Here is a 16,681-nt window from a genome sequence, read left to right as displayed (position 1 = left end):
TCCGGGTTATGGCACTTAATCCAGAATAATTTATTTCCTGAGAACCATGGTATAATGCTGAATACCGGCCTCTTCAAACTGCTCGCCTTCCTTTATAAAACCAAACTTTTCATACAGGCTCATCGCCAGTAATTGAGCATGCAGATAAATAAAATCCGCATCCGGGGGAAGATCTGACAGCACCGTTTTAACAAGCAGAGGCCCTACGCCTATTTTGCGATGTTCTTTTAAAACGGCGAAACGTTCCAGTTTAAATCCTTTTGAAGTTTTACGCCATCGTGCGGCTCCGGCGGGTTCATTATTTACTGTTGCCAGAAAATGGGTTGACTCTTCTTCAAATTCCCATTCGAGCTCTGGTGGGCAGTTTTGTTCTACTACAAAAACCTCTTTGCGAATTGCGAAAACTTTATCCAGATCATTTTTTTCAGAAACTTTAAAAGCGTCAATCTTCTTTTGAATCATTTGTTGGGGGTGTTATTTTATTTTTAGAGCGGCCCGAATAGTTCCTTCTTTTTTTAGTGTTTTCAGCAGCCGGACTGGCCTGCTTGATTTCAGTGCTGGATGGCTGAGCCTTTGTGCTAGGATTAACAGCCGGATCATTTTTTTTTTGATGAAATATCTTTCCGGGTTTAGGTTCCGCTGCCGGAGAATTTATTTTTTTTATCCGGTGAATTTTCTCGGCAGCATCAATAGAATGCGACTGATGTATGTCGATTTCTTTTTTGGTTAATGCAGAAAGCTTCTTATAAAACTCGTGAATTTCATCCAATTCCTCTTCTGTAAGATCCTCAATATCCACCATTCTGTTACTTGCCTTTGCATTGGCAGCAATCAACTCATTTAATTTAAGCTGGATAGCTTTTGAATCTTTGTTCTGGGTTTTCTGAATGAGAAATACCATTAAAAAAGTAATAATGGTAGTTCCGGTATTAATTACCAGTTGCCATGTCTCAGAGAAATCAAACACAGGTCCGGTAAAAGCCCATAAAATCACAATGGTAACTGCGGTAATAAACGCATAGGAACTGCCTGTAAAAGCAGTCATGCGGTTCGCAAAGTGTTCAAAAAAATTTGTATTCTTTTTTTTGTCCATTGCAGTTATTTCCGGTTGTTATAGAACTGTTTACAATGCATTAGAATATAATCCCGCAAAGGAATATGCGGGATTATATTAATTTTTATTAAAGCCTGTCGTTTACGTTCAAACAGTTCAGATCGTCAAATGCCTGAGTTAAACGCTTCACGAAATTCTCCTCGCCTTTGCGTAACCAAACACGCGGATCATAATATTTTTTATTTGGAGAATCTGCACCATCAGGGTTTCCAATCTGACTTTGTAAATAATCCTTTTTGCTTTTATAATATTCGTTAATGCCTTCCCAGAATGCCCATTGCATATCTGTATCAATATTCATTTTGATAGCTCCGTAAGAAATTGCTTCGCGAATTTCTTCCTGAGTTGAGCCTGAGCCTCCGTGGAAAACAAAATTTACCGGCTTTTCAGCATTTATATTGAACTCCTTGCGCACATAATCCTGAGAGTTTTTCAAAATTACAGGCTGCAACTTTACATTACCCGGCTTATAAACCCCGTGAACATTTCCAAAAGCAGCAGCAACGGTAAACTTATCACTCACAGTAATCAGCTCTTTATAAGCATAAGCTACTTCAGAAGGCTGTGTGTATAGCTTGGAGCTATCCACCTCTGTATTATCTACTCCATCTTCCTCGCCGCCTGTTACGCCTAATTCAATCTCTAGCGTCATTCCCATTGCACGCATGCGCTCCAGGTATTTCTTACTGATCTCGATATTTTCTTCAATTGGCTCTTCAGAAAGATCAAGCATATGAGATGAATATAAAGGCTTACCGTGCTGGGCAAAGAATTTTTCCCCGTGATCCAATAAACCATCTATCCATGGAAGTAATTTCTTAGCGGCATGGTCTGTATGCAGAATAACTGCAACTCCATAATGCTCGGCTAATAAATGAACGTGCTGTGCTGCTGAAACGCCGCCTAAAATGCAGGCTTGTAAACCATCATTATTAAGAGATTTTCCGGCATAAAACTGAGCTCCCCCATTAGATAACTGAATGATAACCGGAGAGTTTACAGCTTTGGCAGTTTCCATTACTGCATTTATAGAATTAGTATTAATTACGTTTACTGCAGGCAAAGCAAACTGATGCTTTTTAGCTATTTCAAACAATTCCTGTACAGAATCGCCATGTAAAACGCCTTTGTAATTTTTAAGATCCATGTGGTTTAATTTAAATTATATCGAAATTATAAATTTTATTCAAACAGCAAGCAGATGCTCTAAATTGATTTCAATAATAACATCTGAATTTATAAGATGTGTTGAAATTACTGATCGGGCACAAGTTAATAAAAGCAAAACTTTCTAAAGTATATTTTTAATGCAGGCATTTTCCTGTCGGGATTATATACATACAAGGTTCTCAAAATTTTTGTTTCTTTGTAGCTTCACTTATCCAATAAAATGGCCTGGTTCAAGAGAGATAAAAAAGGGATTATAACTTCTACAGAAGATAAAAAAGAAGCACCGGATGGCATGTGGAATAAATGCCCTTCATGCAAAAAAGCGTTGCATTATGCCGAGCAGGTAGAAAATAACTACGTTTGCCAATATTGCAACTACCATTTACGTATAGGTTCTAAAGAGTATTTTTCAATACTTTTTGATAATAATGAATATACTGAGTTGTTCGCCAATCTTCGCTCCGGCGACCCCTTGCATTTTCAGGATAGTAAGGCTTACACCCAACGTTTAGAAGAAAGTTATATTAAAACCGGTTTAAATGATGCAATCCGTGCCGGAGTAGGTAAAATAAATGATCAGGATCTGGTGATTGCCTGCATGGATTTTAATTTCATAGGCGGCTCTATGGGTTCGGTTGTTGGAGAAAAAATTGCCCGTTCTATTGATTACAGCATCAAGCATAAAATCCCATTCATGATGATCTCAAAATCAGGAGGTGCACGAATGATGGAAGCGGCTTTTTCTTTAATGCAAATGGCTAAAACCTCGGCAAAACTGGCGCTGTTAAGTCAGGCGAAAATACCTTACATCTCTTTATTAACAGATCCTACAACTGGTGGTGTAACGGCTTCATATGCTATGCTGGGCGATATTAATATTTCAGAGCCGGGCGCATTAATAGGGTTTGCCGGACCGCGAGTAATTAAAGAAACTATTAAGAAAGATTTGCCGAAAGGTTTTCAAACTGCAGAATTTGTTCAGGAACATGGATTTCTGGATTTCATTGTAGACCGAAGAAAAATGAAGGAAAAGCTGACTACTTTTCTGAAAATGATGAAAAATTAAATTTCCATCTGGTTATATCAAATTTATTAAAAGCCTGATCTTAAAAAAGCATCAGGCTTTTGCTTTTCCCGGAAATTGACTTTTAGCCTTTAATTCCTGATATTAGGTTAAAGACCTGATTATGAAAGGATATAAGCGCAACTTTATTAAAGGCTTCACAGTTCCACTTCCACGCATGTCCAGAAAACTTTCTTCACAAAGAACAGGACTAAAAAACACAAAGCAATTTGAAATAAAATATACTCATCACAGCATCGTGATGCATAAGGAGCGGAAATTTGCCATAATCAGCGCCTCCAATGTTGATGGCAATACGTGGCAGCCTATAATTCGGAAAGGAAATTTTATTAAAGACACTATTCATTTAACCGAAAATTCTCAGTTTGGGAATGAGTTATATCATGCAGTAAAATCTGTATCCGGGCAATCAAAAAACGATTTTGATCAGGGACATTTAACCAGTTTTCAGGAAATTTTGTGGGGTTCTGAGGATGAAAAATTACAGGCTGCCAAAGACACATTTTATTTTACAAATTGCGTACCCCAGCATTCACTTTTAAATAAAGGAGCATGGAAACTATTAGAGCAGTATATTTTAAAAACTCAGGCTGACATCCATAATCTGCACGTTTCAGTTATGACCGGACCAGTACTCAAGGATAATGACCCTATTTTTATTCACAAAGTAAATGGAGAAACAGTTCGTATTCCCTGTGCATTCTGGAAAGTAATTTATTTTAAAGGGACCCATGGATTAACCTGCGTTGGTTTTATGATGAGCCACAAACAACTGCTCATAAAGGATAAAACCATTGAAATTACGGAACCGTTTAAAATACCTTCTAAAGAAGAATATTTTATGGATTTTAAAAAAGCCGGTACTTTCCAGGTAAATGTAAAAATGATCAAGAAGATTTCAGGAATGGGCTTTAAAACTAAAGGGGTCCATTTTCCATATGAAAATGATGATGCACGGGAAATTATTTATAAACGCATAGAAGTATCTAAACTACTTTCACGCAACGCAGTTGAAGATCGTTCTTTAGACTTTGAACTTCAGGGAATAATTTTGGACTAAAAAAAGCCCCAAATGGAGCTTTTTTAAAATTATATTATTTGTTTAAGGGATTTAATGATTGACTATGATTTTAAAAAGTATCATCGTCATCGTCCTCATCATCGTCAATATTCAAGGGTTCTTCATCATCTTCGAAAAGGTCTACATCATCCTCATCATCATCTTTCACCGGAATTAATTCATCGTCGTCATCATCATCATCCTCATCTCCCGGACCGGGCATCAGGTTAATATTCAGCATTTCTGAGGGAAAAACAGCTCCGTGTGTCAGAAATTCCTCATCCCGAAGAAGGGTTTCTGATTTGATCTCAGGTATGGCAGCATCAGCAATCTCCATATAAGGGGTCAATAGGTTAATACAATTACTTAAAGTCTCCTCCTGATCATTTAAGCTAAAAAAATTAAATGTGGCCATGTTTTTTTTGTTGAGATGGTTATTAAACAATTATTAGCTAAACACTTAAGCACCTGCCTATTGTTTTATTATTATTGAAGATAATTTAATTTTTGTAAATAATTATACTTTTAAACCATTAAAAAAGGAGCTGCTCCGGCTCCCTGTTCAAACTCATATGGTACCGGGTTCATGATCCGTTCCGAAAGATTTATGCTTGGCATGGGTTGGATGTGTATGAGTAAAATCATGATCCCTGCTAACTTTATGCTTACCTTTTTTTTCTGATGCACTCTGTTTTTTCAGTTCTTCCAATTCCGCATCAGTTTTAATATCAGATTTTGAATTTTCATTTTCCATAGCAGTAGTTTTAAAACTTATTAATTCATTATCTATAAAACGACCAAAAAGATAATTTGGTTTAAATTATCTGCATATAAAGGATTCATTTTCAGTTCATAATTTTCCGTTGAAAATAAAAAAGAGCCTTTCGGCTCTTTAACTTTTTATATGGTTCCGGGTTCATGATCGGTTCCAAATGCTTTATCGTGTGTGCGGGAAGGTTGAGAATGAGGAGAGCCACGATCATGAGAAACTTTAGTAATATCTTCTATTTCCTCCTTAGTGGTTACATTTTCAGATGCGTCCTTATTTTCTGATTCTAATTTCTTCCTTTTTATTTCTTCCAGTTCCTGAGGAGTTTTATTATCGGGATTTAAATTTTCATTTTCCATAATATAAATTTTAAAGCTGTACGATATTGTACTATTAGAACAAAACTCTATGGAAATTGATTTCGATTTTATAAAACTTTGCTATGCTTTTTCCAGACAAATTTCTTTCACCTTCTCTACCACATAATCAACTTCGTCCCTCGTATTAAATTTACTGAACGAAAAACGAACGGCCGGACGGTTTGGATTTGCCCGGATGCCTGTTAATACGTGCGATCCAATATTTGTTCCTGAACTGCAGGCGCTGCCTCCGGAGGCAGAAATACCGGCAATATCCAGGCTGAAAAGAAGCATTTCGGCCATATCCATCTCCGGGAAAGAAACATTCAGAACGGTATACAAACTCTTATCAGGATCCGTTTCTCCGTTAAATTCAATGCCGGGAATGTTTTCCTGAAGTTGCTGCATCATATAGGTTTTTAATCCCTGGATATGAGCCTGATGCTCATCCATATCCTGATAGGCCAGTTCTAAAGATTTTGCCAAACCCACAATTCCGTAAACATTTTCTGTTCCGCCACGCATGTTGCGCTCCTGTGATCCGCCATAAATCATTGGTTTTATTTTGATATTCTGGTTGATATATAAAAAGCCAACCCCTTTCGGTCCATGTAACTTATGAGCAGCACAAACTAAAAAGTGGACTTTCAGCTTGCTGAGATCGTGTAAATAATGACCCATTGTTTGCACCGTATCGCAATGAAAAATGGCATTATATTGCTCACAGATTTCTCCGGCCTTTTGGATATCGGTAATGGTTCCAATTTCATTATTGGCATGCATTAAAGAAACAAAACTGCGCTCATTGTTCTTTAATAATTCTTCCAGCTGATTTAAATCGGCATTCCCTTTCTGATCCACATCCAGGAAACTCAATTTAATTAATCCGCTTTTTTCTAAATTTTCAAGAGTATGAACAACTGCATGATGCTCTATACGAGTAGTAATAGCGTGCTTAATTCCGTAATCAACTATTCCGCAGCGTATAGCCGTATTATCGGCTTCCGTTCCACCAGATGTAAAAAATATCTGCGAAGGTGAGGTATGCAAAAGTGCTGCAACTGTTTTACGTGCCTTCTCGATAATAGTGCGTACCTCACGCCCATGGGCATGAATGGAAGATGGATTTCCATAATGGGTTTCCATAACCTGGTACATCTCCTTTAATACTTCTTTATCTACCGGAGTGGTAGCAGCATTATCAAAATAAACACGCATTGCTAACTTCTATTATTAATGTATAAATCTTATGATGGAATTTCCTGCAAGATTAATTCTGCAACTGCAAAACGGAATGAATCTCCTCTATTACTTCTTTGGCCAGATTTTCAGCTTCCTGTTCTGAAGCTGACTCTGAATAGATCCTGATTATTGGCTCTGTATTAGATTTTCTCAAATGTACCCATTGTTTGCCAAACTCAATTTTTAAACCGTCTATGGTACTATATGGTTGATTTTTATATTTTTCTTCTACCTGAAGCAACAGCGCATCAATGTCCATTTCGGGAGTAAGGGTAATTTTATTTTTTGATATAAAATAGGAAGGATACGAAGCACGCATTTCTGAAATCTTACCTCCTCTTTTAGCCAGATGAGTTAAAAAAATTGCAATACCTACCAAAGCATCGCGGCCATAATGGGATTCAGGATAAATAATTCCGCCGTTTCCCTCTCCTCCTATAATGGCATTTGTTTCTTTCATTTTATTAACCACGTTTACTTCACCTACCGCGGCAGCATTATAAATTTGTCCGGCAGATTCGGTAACATCGCGTAAAGCACGGGTGGATGAAAGATTGGAAACCGTATTGCCCGGGGTATGCTGCAGCACGTAATCGGCAACAGCCACCAATGTATATTCTTCGCCAAACATAGTTCCGTTTTCGCACACAAAGCACAAACGGTCTACATCCGGATCAACCGCAATACCTAAATCTGCTTTTTTGCTGATTACTTCAGCCGATAAGGCCGTCAGGTTCTCTGGCAATGGCTCCGGATTATGAGGAAAATGACCATCCGGTTCGCAATACAAACGGTGAACCGTGTTTACTCCCAATGCCTCTAAAAGTGCAGGAACAAAAATTCCGCCTGAAGAATTTACACAATCTATAGCTACGCTGAAATTTGCAGATTTTATAGCTTCAGCATCTACCAGAGGCAAAGCCAAAATCGCATCTATATGTTTTTGCATATAGGTATTATCAAAACTTACAGAACCCAGATTGTCGACTTCTGAATAAGAAATATCTGTACGATCTGCCATTTCCAGTACAGCTTTTCCATCTGTATCTGTAATAAACTCACCTTTATGATTTAATAATTTTAAAGCATTCCATTGTTTTGGGTTATGGCTTGCAGTTAAAATAATTCCGCCGCCGGCATTTTCTGCGGGAACCGCAATTTCAACTGTTGGCGTTGTTGATAAACCCAGGTCTATCACATCAATGCCAATACTCTGCAGAGTTCCAACTACCAGATTCCTGACCATATCTCCCGAAATACGAGCGTCACGGCCTATAACTATTTTATTTTTACCGGTATTTGAAAGAACCCAATTGCCAAAGGCAACCGAATATTTAACAATATCTGCAGGGGTTAATCCGTCGCCGGCCAAACCCCCAATAGTTCCGCGAATGCCTGAAATTGATTTGATTAGAGTCACTTTTTCTTAAGTTAAATGTTGCCAAAAATAACAATTAAAGATCAACCGTCAACTAATACCTGCCGGACAGTAGATCAAAACAGTAATTGTTTATATTTGAGGCTCAAAATTTTCAGATTATTTATGCCTAAAAAGTGGTTTCAAAACTGGTTTAACTCACCATACTATCATATTTTATATCAGCAGCGCAATGACGAGGAAGCAGAATTTTTTATAGATAACCTCTGCGCCTATTTAAAACCCGGGGCAAATTCACGCTTATTGGATATTGCCTGCGGCAGAGGGCGGCATTCAAATTACCTTAATAAAAAAGGATATGACGTTACCGGGATTGATCTTTCCTTTTCCAGCATTAAATATGCACAGCAGTTTGAAAACAGCAAGCTTCGCTTTTTTGTGCATGATATGCGCTACCTTTTTTACATAAATTACTTTGATTTTGCATTTAACCTGTTTACCAGCTTTGGTTATTTTGAAACCGAGAAAGATCATGTTAACTCTTTAAAGACTTTCAGAAAATCATTAAAAAAGGATGGCCTCCTTATTCTGGATTATTTTAACCGGGAAAAGATCTTAAAACATCTTACCCAACAGGAAACCAAAACTATTGATGGTATTGATTTCTACATCAGCAAAAATATTGTAAACGATAAAATTGTTAAAAGCATTTCCTTTGAACATAAGAATAAGGATTATGCTTTTAAAGAAGAGGTAAGTTCATTTTCATTTGCCGATTTCGAGCGAATGTTTAAGAAGAGCGGTTTTGAAATTGTAAATTATTTTGGCGATTATTCATTACAACCTTTTGACGAGTGCAAATCAGATCGTTTAATATTTATATGTAAGAAAGCGGATGTCTGATTTATTGCAATTTGATGAATTCTTATTCTTCTTCATTAACCGGGATTTATCCAACCCTTTCTTTGACTGGATAATGCCTTTGCTTCGAAACCGGTATTTTTGGATACCCTTGTATTTATTTTTAACTATTTTCTTTGTTAGAAATTACGGCAAACTTGGCTGGTCACTCCTGCTTTTCTTCGGACTTACTTTTGCCGTAACTGATTACTTCACTTCTTCGGTAATAAAACCTTCTGTAGAACGGCTAAGGCCCTGTAATGATCCTGAAATACGCAGCAACGTACGGATCCTGATCAATTGTGGCAGCGGATTTAGTTTCCCATCTACACACGCTGCCAACCATTTTGCCCTGGCATTTTTTCTGATCAGTATGTTTTATACCAGATGGAAACTGATTTTTCCACTGGCATTTTTATGGGCCGCATCTATATGTTTTGCCCAAATCTATGTGGGCGTGCATTATCCAATTGATGTATTATTCGGCGCACTTGTAGGAGGCATGATCGGATACGTAATGGCCGCTATTCTAAAAATCACTTTACCTTTCAGAAAATGGAAAACTGGAAACTGATCTTATTATTTGCAAGTGCGTTTTTAGGCGGAACAGGAATTTTTCTTTTTAAGCGGGACAATACCCAGCGATTAAAATTAATTCTTTCGTTTAGCGGAGCGTATTTATTTGCCATTACCGTGCTTCACCTCATGCCCGAAGTATACGAAGCTGGTGATCATTCTATCGGCTTATTTATTCTTGGCGGATTTTTACTGCAGATACTGATGGAGCAATTTTCTGAAGGTATTGAACATGGCCATATTCATAAACATAGCCATGCGCATTATGCATTTCCTTTCGGGATCATGTTCAGTTTATGTTTGCATGCTTTTCTGGAAGGAATGCCCTTAGCGCAGGGCCATCATAACGAATTGGTGTTTGGTATTGCACTTCATCACATTCCGGCGGCATTTGCACTTGGAAGCGTGCTTTTACAAAACCAGATCAGCAAGGTAGGAACCATCTTATTTCTGCTGATTTTTGCGGTTATGTGTCCGCTTGGATATTTTATTAGCTATGAAATCGGACAAGGTGTTTTTGCCGGAATAGATACTTATTTCGACCGTATTATGGGCGTTGTAATTGGAATTTTCCTTCATATTTCTACCACCATTCTGTTCGAGTCCAGTGTAGATCACCGTTTTAATCTCAAAAAAGTAATAGCTGTTCTTTTGGGTGTAGGAATAGCCCTTGCGGGATTTTTAATTCACTAATTATTTTTTGAACGTTGGTTTTGGGAATGATATACACTGAATTCCGGATGCGTACAGAGATTCCGGAGAATGATTAAAGCAATCTAAAAATCGCTTAGCCTCTTAATTTATCCAGTAAATGACTTAACTGGCTGGCTTCTGCCTCTGTCAGATTGTGTTTCAGAACATCCTGCACATTCATTTCAGAATCAAGCTTTTTCAGAATGTCAAGACCTTCCTGCGTAATCAGAACATCTACAGATCTCCTGTCCTTTTCATTCGTGCAGCGGCTTACCAAACCTTTTTGAACCAGCCGCTCCACAATCCGCGATGCGTCAGACATTTTATCCAGCATGCGCTCCTTCAATAAGTTGACTGTCGCCGGCTCTGGATGTTGTCCGCGTAAAATTCTCAGGATATTAAACTGTTGTAAGGTAATATGGTATTTATCGAAACGCTTTCTAAGCACATTAGTAACCCAGCCATAGGTATACAATATGTTTACCACCGATTTATGGTAGTTATTTTCAAACTTATTACTAGCTATTTCCTTTTCCAGTTTCATTTCTAAACTCTGATTAACTTTTGTTTTTTTTGTTTTCTTCTGCAGTAGATTGTCCGTATTTCCAGGGACAATGACGGCATTTATTTTTACAGCAATAGCCTCTTTTCAAATGATATTTTTCAGTAAATACCATATTCCCGTTAGGATCTAAATAAAAATCCTCTCCTTCTATCAGCACTTGTTTAAGATTTTAATAGGAATTTGATTATTAAAATACTCTTTAAGTTTGGTACCATCACCATGCAGGGTCCAAATTTCTTTAGGCTTCACTTCAGAAATCATAGCTAATATATCATTCCAGTCTACATGATCAGAAATATAAATTTCAAGGTCATTATTCTGCTGTAATCTTTTCCATCCGGAAGCAAATGCCCTGACCACATTTTTAGCCCTGAAGTAACTGTCAAATGTCATCGGCGGAACAAGATATACATAATTCTGACCGGGCGTTTTCATCAATTTGCGATTATAGGGTTCGTATTTACCCGGCAAATAATTATAGTTTTCATAGATCTTATTTAAAGGCAAAATAGCATGATGAACCAAAATTTTTCGCTGCGGACAATGAACAGAAATTAGGTTAATTAAACGCTGGGCTTTGCCCAAAGAATAGGCGCCCAGCAGAACGTTATGCTCTGAAAGGTTTAATTTTTCTATTTCACTAACCGGATCAGGATGCTGAACATCCGGATCTGCAAATGTTGTTTCGGTAATCAGCACATCTGCCTCCGAAAATTCAATAGGTTCGCAGGTTTCATCAGCCTGCAATTTATAGTCGCCGGTATATAAATATTTAATTCCTTTATATTGTAATAAAACCTGAGCAGAGCCTAAAATATGGCCTGCAGGAATAAAAGTAATCTCAACCCCATTAATTAAAAAAGAATGGTTGAATTCGCAGATAGTAAAGTTATTTCCGGCATTGCGTTTATAACGCAAATTCATAATTGCAGATGTAGCCCCGGTGCAATAAATATTCTCATTGCCAGGAACGGCATGATCCCCATGTGCATGAGAAATCACTGCATTAAATACAGGTGCTTTTGGATCGAGATAAAAATCGCCGGTACGGCAATATAAGCCATAATCATTAAGCACCAGAAAATCAGATATGATCATGCTGTTACGGGGTTTAGAGCAATCAGCTGTTCATGCAAATTCAAAATTTGTGTAAGCATTAATTGCTCTTCATCGTTGTATAAAATAAAATCAGCCAGTTTCTCTTTCTGTTTATCTGATAATTGTTTGTCCATTCTAAGTCGTACTTCGGCCTCGGTTATATGATCGCGTTCTATAATCCGCTGTATTTTAAGGGGCTCGGGCGAAATTACAAGAATGTTATAATCGCTCATTTTATACGATCCGCTTTCGAAAAGTAAAGCTGCTTCTTTTAACACATAAGGCACATTCTGCTGCAATAAAACCCATTGATCAAAAGATCTGAAAACTGCGGGATGAACTATACTATTTAGAAGCCGGAGTTGTGTCTCATCATTAAAAACGATTTTAGAAATATATGTGCGATTGAGTTGTCCGTCAGGAAAATAGGTTTCTGGACCAAATGCCTCGATCAGATTTTCTTTCAGAATGTTATCTGTAAGCATTATGCTCTTTGCAACTATATCAGCATAAAATACGGGAATGCCTAACACCTCAAAAACTTTGCAGGCTGTAGTTTTGCCGCTGCCTATTCCGCCTGTTATACCTATTTTAAGCATTATTTCCTGATTATAAAATCAACTTCCTGTGGTTCCACACTAAGTATTTTGCTGTTATCCGGAAAGCGGCTGATCTGAACCGGCAATTGGGTGACACCCTTCTCTTTCCACTTATCTAAATTCACATGAACATCAAAAGATGTGCGATCAATTTTAGGATAATTGCTCAGGGCGGCCATCAGGGTAATCTTCACCTTTCCGGGAAGCAACTTCACATCCTGGAAAGCTTTGTTATTAAGAATTTTAACAGGAACCTCCACGGTCATCTCGGTAAATTCATCAACCGGAACTTTGACATCAACCGCTAAGGGGTAAATATTGATATTGGTTTTAGAAGGCTTTTTCAAATATACCTTAGTGGCAACAGAGTTTTTAACTTCCTTCAAATCCAATTTTTCAGTTTCCCATACATCAATTAATACCAGATCTTCTAAGGGGCCGGTTACAGTAACATAATCCGGATTCATTGTAATTTTATCTGAAATGCCGTACTGACCAACAAATGAAATATTTTCAATCACCTTAATAGGTACTTTTTTAATGGAGCGGGTAGAAAAATCAAAATATAAAGTATCGGGTTGCACCCAAACCACTTTTTGCTCTGATTCAAGCTGCCGGTTTATATCCCCGAGCTGATCTGTAATGGTGACATAGTTTCTTTTATTTAATGTGCGCAGATTCACGTTAATGGACTGCGGCTTGATTCTCAGTTTATAAAATAAAAGCTGCCAGCCTGTGCCTTCAATCTGCAATTTAACGGTATCGGATTGTAAAGGATTAAAGGCTTTATTCTGAGGAAAATCAATATACTGCACCAGCGTTTTAACCGGATATACATAACGGTTAGAAAGGGCAAAAAACAGCCAGGCTCCTATTGCAAAAAGAAGGCAAAAAATGAACAGGCTAAGCCTGTGTCGTTCTATCTTACTTAGTTTTAATAAGGGCATTGAAATGCAGTTATCTTTCAAAAATAGCTAAATAAAAAATGCCGTTCGATAAAACGAAACGGCATTTTTTAAGATCATTCTGCACTTATGCTTTTACATTTAAAGCTTTAGATGCTTCAAGTGAAATAGAAGATTTCTCGAAACGGATTTTAGTTCCGCTCTCTACTTCAATTAAAAAAGTACTATCATTCAGGTCAACAATTTTTCCATGTATCCCTGAAGTTGTGATCACCCGATCACCTTTTTTTAATTCTTCAACATATTTTTTGTGATCCTTGGCTTTTTTCATTTGCGGGCGGATCATAAAAAAATAAAATACCACAATGATTAAGATCATTGGTAAAAAACCGGTGATCTGTTCCATTGAAATTTGCAATAAAATGGTGTTTAACATTATTTCGAGTTATTTGGTTTTTAGTGGTTTTACATCTCCAATCAGATGGAGTTCTGTTTTAGAAGGTACGGTATTGGCAATCAGGCTAACTACTTTATTTTGCATACCGGTTTTGCCGGCACTGCTGAAAACTACACTGATTTTTCCTTCTTCACCCGGTGCAATAGGCTTACGCGGATAATCTGGAACGGTACATCCGCAAGTTGCCTGTGCATCGCTTATAATTAATGGGCTTTTACCAATATTAGTAAAGGTGAATTCGTACGATACCTGCTCACCTTCTGTAATTTGACCGAAATCATATGATTCTTTTTCAAATTTAAAAGCAGCTGCATTCGCTGTATCTGTCACCATTACAACAGGTGCATTTGTTGCATTTTCAGAAGTAACATCGCTGCTGTTGTTCTGATTGTTACATGAAGCCAAAATAACCAGGGCTCCAATTGATAAAATTATTTTTCTCATCCGTATGGTATTTAAAAGTTTATGAATTTCTATTCCCGTTTGTGCTAAAGCAATCTTCGAAATTCAGTGTTAACTATTTTAAAATATTAATTTCTATTCAAGCAAACCCCGGCCAAATTTACTCACCTTTCCTTCAGCCCTCAAATCTGCATAAATCTTGTCTAAAATACCGTTTATAAATGAATTACTCTTAGGTGTACTGAATTCTTTAGATATTTCGATATACTCATTTATGGTAACCTTAACAGGAATTGAAGTGAAATGAATGAGTTCTACAATGGCCATCCGCATAAGCAGAACATCCATTAAAGCAATCCGTTCAGCATCCCAGTTTTGCGTTTTCTGAGCAATTAACTGCTGGTATTCTTTTTCAAAAGCGATACTTTTATTAAACAGATCTATAATAAACGGGCGGTCTTCATCCCAGTTAGGACAAATTTGAGCCAGGTGATTATCGTCGGGATTTAGACTTGTAAAGTTTTTAAATGTTTTAGAAACCAATGCCTGCAATACATCTTTATCAACAGGCCAATTGATAAATTTCTCTTCAAATATTTGCTCAACACCCGGTGATTTTAAAATCAGTTTCTTAAAAATATGTTTGATGATATCTTTATCTGTTTTGATCGTATGGTCAGTTATATTCAAAAAGGCGTGATATTCGGGAGAATTTTTAAGCGTAATGAAAATAGACTTCCGAATCTCGGGATCAAAATCCCAGGAAATTGAATATTTTTTCACAGATGCTGCGTACTCTGCATTCTTTTTCAATGATTCGATAAACAGATTCTGATTGAGTTTTACACTTGCATTTAAGTCTTCCTCAGAGGGCAAATGTTTATTAGCCCGGTCTTCGGCATCAATTAAGCTGTATTCTGCTACTTCCACTAAAAGGGAGAGCAGCAATACATACATTTCATATACCTTGTCTACACTCTGCACAAGCCCCTTTTCAAACGGCTTAATTTCCTTTGATTCTGATTGTTGGTAGGCATATAACGCCTGCAGCGTTTTTACCCTCAGATGCCTTCTATTTAACATGTATAAGAACGATTATTTTTATTGATTGTAAACCTATTATCTACTAATAGGAAGCTTTTAATTTTCTGATATCTTCAATTCTTTTTTCAGCAATTTTATTTGCTGCTTCGTTTGTTGGGATATTTTCTGATTTTGATTTTTTTAACACACTCCGGGTTGCTTCATAAATATTTTCGGCAAGCTGCATGGTGCGCTTTTTACTGAAACCTGCAATTTCAGAATAGCAATTAATCAATCCGCCTGCGTTTATTAAATAATCTGGAGCATATAAAATCCCCTTTTCCAGCAACAATCTACCATGAATTGTTTCATCGGCCAGCTGATTATTTGCCGCACCTGCTATAATTGAACATTTTAATTTATCAATGGTATTGGAATTGAGTGTTGCACCCAGCGCACACGGAGCATAAATATCAACATCCAGATCATATATATCTGTGTTTAATACAACTTCGGCGCCATATTTGGATGAAACATAAGATAAGCGTTCTTCATTTATATCGCTGATATAAACTTTGGCATTTTCTTCTCTTAGTAAATGAACCAGACTCTCTCCAACATTTCCAATACCCTGAACGGCCACTGATTTACCTGCCAGCTTATCGGTTCCAAAAAGCTCCTTTACGCAGGCTTTAATTCCCATAAAAACACCTTTAGCAGTAACCGGAGAAGGATCCCCGCTGCCGCCTAATGATTCAGGAACACCTGTTACATATTTGGTTTCCATACGGATATATTCCATATCCTTTGGAGTAGTGCCTACATCTTCGGCGGTTATAAATGAACCATTCAGGTTATTTATAAAACGTCCGTACCGGCGCATCAATGCTTCTGATTTATCCTTACGGTTATCTCCAATAATAACGGCTTTACCCCCGCCCAGATTTAAACCGGTAATTGCCGCTTTATATGTCATGCCGCGAGATAATCTCAAAACATCATTTAATGCTTCTGCTTCAGTTTTGTAAGCCCACATACGGGTACCGCCCAAAGCCGGGCCTAAAGTAGTATCGTGAACGGCAATAATAGCTCGTAAACCGGTATCTGCATCACTGCAAAAAACGACTTTCTGATGTCCAAAGCTACTTAACTGATTAAAAACGGATTTTTCTTCGATCTGTATTGATGACATATTCAACCTGATAAAAAGTGAGGATTCGGCTAACCGCCACAAAAGTAGCAAAATTTCATAATCTTATCCTGAAGATGAAAAATAGAGTCGGATTT

At 37.4% G+C, this 16,681-nt stretch carries 22 protein-coding genes; 5 read left to right on the top strand and 17 right to left on the bottom strand.

The window, feature by feature from the left end; genetic code table 11:
- Window positions 1-30: 30 nt before the first annotated feature.
- From G521_RS0112010 to fbaA, 3 genes are all read right to left on the bottom strand, one after another.
- Window positions 31-462, bottom strand: coding sequence for a GNAT family N-acetyltransferase (locus tag G521_RS0112010; protein WP_026898762.1), 432 nt, complete (start codon window positions 460-462; stop codon window positions 31-33).
- On the bottom strand, window positions 443-1,093 hold the full coding sequence (locus G521_RS17130) for a low affinity iron permease family protein (RefSeq protein ID WP_081675074.1): 651 nt from the start codon (window positions 1,091-1,093) through the stop codon (window positions 443-445). The genes G521_RS0112010 and G521_RS17130 overlap by 20 nt, the downstream gene beginning before the upstream one ends.
- 88 nt (window positions 1,094-1,181) lie before the next feature.
- Window positions 1,182-2,261: a class II fructose-bisphosphate aldolase gene (gene fbaA / locus G521_RS0112000; protein ID WP_026898761.1), complete on the bottom strand. Its 1,080-nt coding sequence runs from the start codon at window positions 2,259-2,261 to the stop codon at window positions 1,182-1,184.
- A 243-nt stretch (window positions 2,262-2,504) separates the two neighbouring features.
- Here fbaA and accD point away from each other — a divergent pair, with 243 nt between their 5' ends.
- Together accD and G521_RS0111985 are read left to right on the top strand one after the other, a co-directional pair.
- Window positions 2,505-3,350, top strand: coding sequence for an acetyl-CoA carboxylase, carboxyltransferase subunit beta (accD, locus tag G521_RS0111990; protein WP_026898760.1), 846 nt, complete (start codon window positions 2,505-2,507; stop codon window positions 3,348-3,350).
- 121 nt (window positions 3,351-3,471) lie between these two features.
- Window positions 3,472-4,428 (top strand): DNA/RNA non-specific endonuclease, encoded by a 957-nt coding sequence (locus G521_RS0111985; RefSeq protein ID WP_026898759.1) that lies wholly within the window; start codon window positions 3,472-3,474, stop codon window positions 4,426-4,428.
- Window positions 4,429-4,498: 70 nt separating this feature from the next.
- Here G521_RS0111985 and G521_RS17850 read toward each other — a convergent pair whose 3' ends face one another.
- From G521_RS17850 to glmM, 5 genes are all read right to left on the bottom strand, one after another.
- The gene (locus G521_RS17850) at window positions 4,499-4,843 is read right to left on the bottom strand and encodes a hypothetical protein (protein WP_026898758.1); all 345 of its coding nucleotides are present in this window, start codon (window positions 4,841-4,843) and stop codon (window positions 4,499-4,501) included.
- A 153-nt stretch (window positions 4,844-4,996) separates the two neighbouring features.
- Entirely contained in the window at window positions 4,997-5,182 is a 186-nt protein-coding gene (locus G521_RS0111975; RefSeq protein WP_026898757.1) for a hypothetical protein, read from the bottom strand.
- Between the two features lie 146 nt (window positions 5,183-5,328).
- On the bottom strand, window positions 5,329-5,556 hold the full coding sequence (locus G521_RS0111970; RefSeq protein ID WP_026898756.1) for a hypothetical protein: 228 nt from the start codon (window positions 5,554-5,556) through the stop codon (window positions 5,329-5,331).
- A gap of 81 nt (window positions 5,557-5,637) precedes the next feature.
- Window positions 5,638-6,774: a cysteine desulfurase family protein gene (locus G521_RS0111965; protein ID WP_026898755.1), complete on the bottom strand. Its 1,137-nt coding sequence runs from the start codon at window positions 6,772-6,774 to the stop codon at window positions 5,638-5,640.
- Between the two features lie 52 nt (window positions 6,775-6,826).
- Complete coding sequence (glmM, locus tag G521_RS0111960) at window positions 6,827-8,218, bottom strand: phosphoglucosamine mutase (protein ID WP_026898754.1); 1,392 nt, start codon at window positions 8,216-8,218, stop codon at window positions 6,827-6,829.
- 123 nt (window positions 8,219-8,341) lie between these two features.
- Between glmM and G521_RS0111955 the strand changes: the two genes are divergently transcribed.
- From G521_RS0111955 to G521_RS0111945, 3 genes are read left to right on the top strand one after another with little or no spacing between them, the layout of a single operon-like run.
- Window positions 8,342-9,079, top strand: coding sequence for an SAM-dependent methyltransferase (locus G521_RS0111955; protein ID WP_026898753.1), 738 nt, complete (start codon window positions 8,342-8,344; stop codon window positions 9,077-9,079).
- Complete coding sequence (locus G521_RS0111950; RefSeq protein WP_026898752.1) at window positions 9,072-9,650, top strand: phosphatase PAP2 family protein; 579 nt, start codon at window positions 9,072-9,074, stop codon at window positions 9,648-9,650. Before G521_RS0111955 ends, G521_RS0111950 begins: the two co-directional genes overlap by 8 nt.
- On the top strand, window positions 9,632-10,345 hold the full coding sequence (locus tag G521_RS0111945) for a ZIP family metal transporter (RefSeq protein ID WP_026898751.1): 714 nt from the start codon (window positions 9,632-9,634) through the stop codon (window positions 10,343-10,345). Before G521_RS0111950 ends, G521_RS0111945 begins: the two co-directional genes overlap by 19 nt.
- 94 nt (window positions 10,346-10,439) lie before the next feature.
- Here the strand turns inward: G521_RS0111945 and G521_RS0111940 are convergent, their stop codons facing one another.
- The 9 genes from G521_RS0111940 to G521_RS0111900 all read right to left on the bottom strand — a co-directional run bounded on the left by G521_RS0111940 (window position 10,440) and on the right by G521_RS0111900 (window position 16,586).
- Complete coding sequence (locus G521_RS0111940; RefSeq protein WP_026898750.1) at window positions 10,440-10,889, bottom strand: MarR family winged helix-turn-helix transcriptional regulator; 450 nt, start codon at window positions 10,887-10,889, stop codon at window positions 10,440-10,442.
- 13 nt (window positions 10,890-10,902) lie between these two features.
- The gene (locus G521_RS18220) at window positions 10,903-11,022 is read right to left on the bottom strand and encodes a DUF5522 domain-containing protein (RefSeq protein ID WP_245580866.1); all 120 of its coding nucleotides are present in this window, start codon (window positions 11,020-11,022) and stop codon (window positions 10,903-10,905) included.
- A gap of 38 nt (window positions 11,023-11,060) precedes the next feature.
- Window positions 11,061-12,008 (bottom strand): MBL fold metallo-hydrolase, encoded by a 948-nt coding sequence (locus G521_RS0111930; RefSeq protein WP_026898749.1) that lies wholly within the window; start codon window positions 12,006-12,008, stop codon window positions 11,061-11,063.
- A complete protein-coding gene (coaE, locus tag G521_RS0111925; RefSeq protein WP_185095050.1) occupies window positions 12,005-12,607 on the bottom strand; it encodes a dephospho-CoA kinase in 603 nt (200 codons plus the stop codon). Before coaE ends, G521_RS0111930 begins: the two co-directional genes overlap by 4 nt.
- Window positions 12,607-13,554 (bottom strand): CdaR family protein, encoded by a 948-nt coding sequence (locus G521_RS0111920; protein ID WP_026898747.1) that lies wholly within the window; start codon window positions 13,552-13,554, stop codon window positions 12,607-12,609. The genes coaE and G521_RS0111920 overlap by 1 nt, the downstream gene beginning before the upstream one ends.
- Window positions 13,555-13,639: 85 nt before the next feature.
- On the bottom strand, window positions 13,640-13,948 hold the full coding sequence (yajC, locus tag G521_RS0111915; protein ID WP_026898746.1) for a preprotein translocase subunit YajC: 309 nt from the start codon (window positions 13,946-13,948) through the stop codon (window positions 13,640-13,642).
- A 9-nt stretch (window positions 13,949-13,957) separates the two neighbouring features.
- On the bottom strand, window positions 13,958-14,413 hold the full coding sequence (locus tag G521_RS0111910) for a DUF1573 domain-containing protein (protein WP_026898745.1): 456 nt from the start codon (window positions 14,411-14,413) through the stop codon (window positions 13,958-13,960).
- A gap of 93 nt (window positions 14,414-14,506) precedes the next feature.
- Complete coding sequence (gene nusB, locus G521_RS0111905) at window positions 14,507-15,454, bottom strand: transcription antitermination factor NusB (RefSeq protein ID WP_026898744.1); 948 nt, start codon at window positions 15,452-15,454, stop codon at window positions 14,507-14,509.
- Window positions 15,455-15,497: 43 nt separating this feature from the next.
- On the bottom strand, window positions 15,498-16,586 hold the full coding sequence (locus G521_RS0111900) for a Glu/Leu/Phe/Val family dehydrogenase (RefSeq protein ID WP_026898743.1): 1,089 nt from the start codon (window positions 16,584-16,586) through the stop codon (window positions 15,498-15,500).
- Between the last annotated feature and the right edge of the window lie 95 nt (window positions 16,587-16,681).

Origin of the sequence: Daejeonella oryzae DSM 19973 (genome assembly GCF_000422945.1) — a bacterium.
GTDB classification, from domain to species: Bacteria; Bacteroidota; Bacteroidia; order Sphingobacteriales; family Sphingobacteriaceae; genus Daejeonella; species Daejeonella oryzae.
This window is presented reverse-complemented; position numbering and strand designations above follow the sequence as displayed.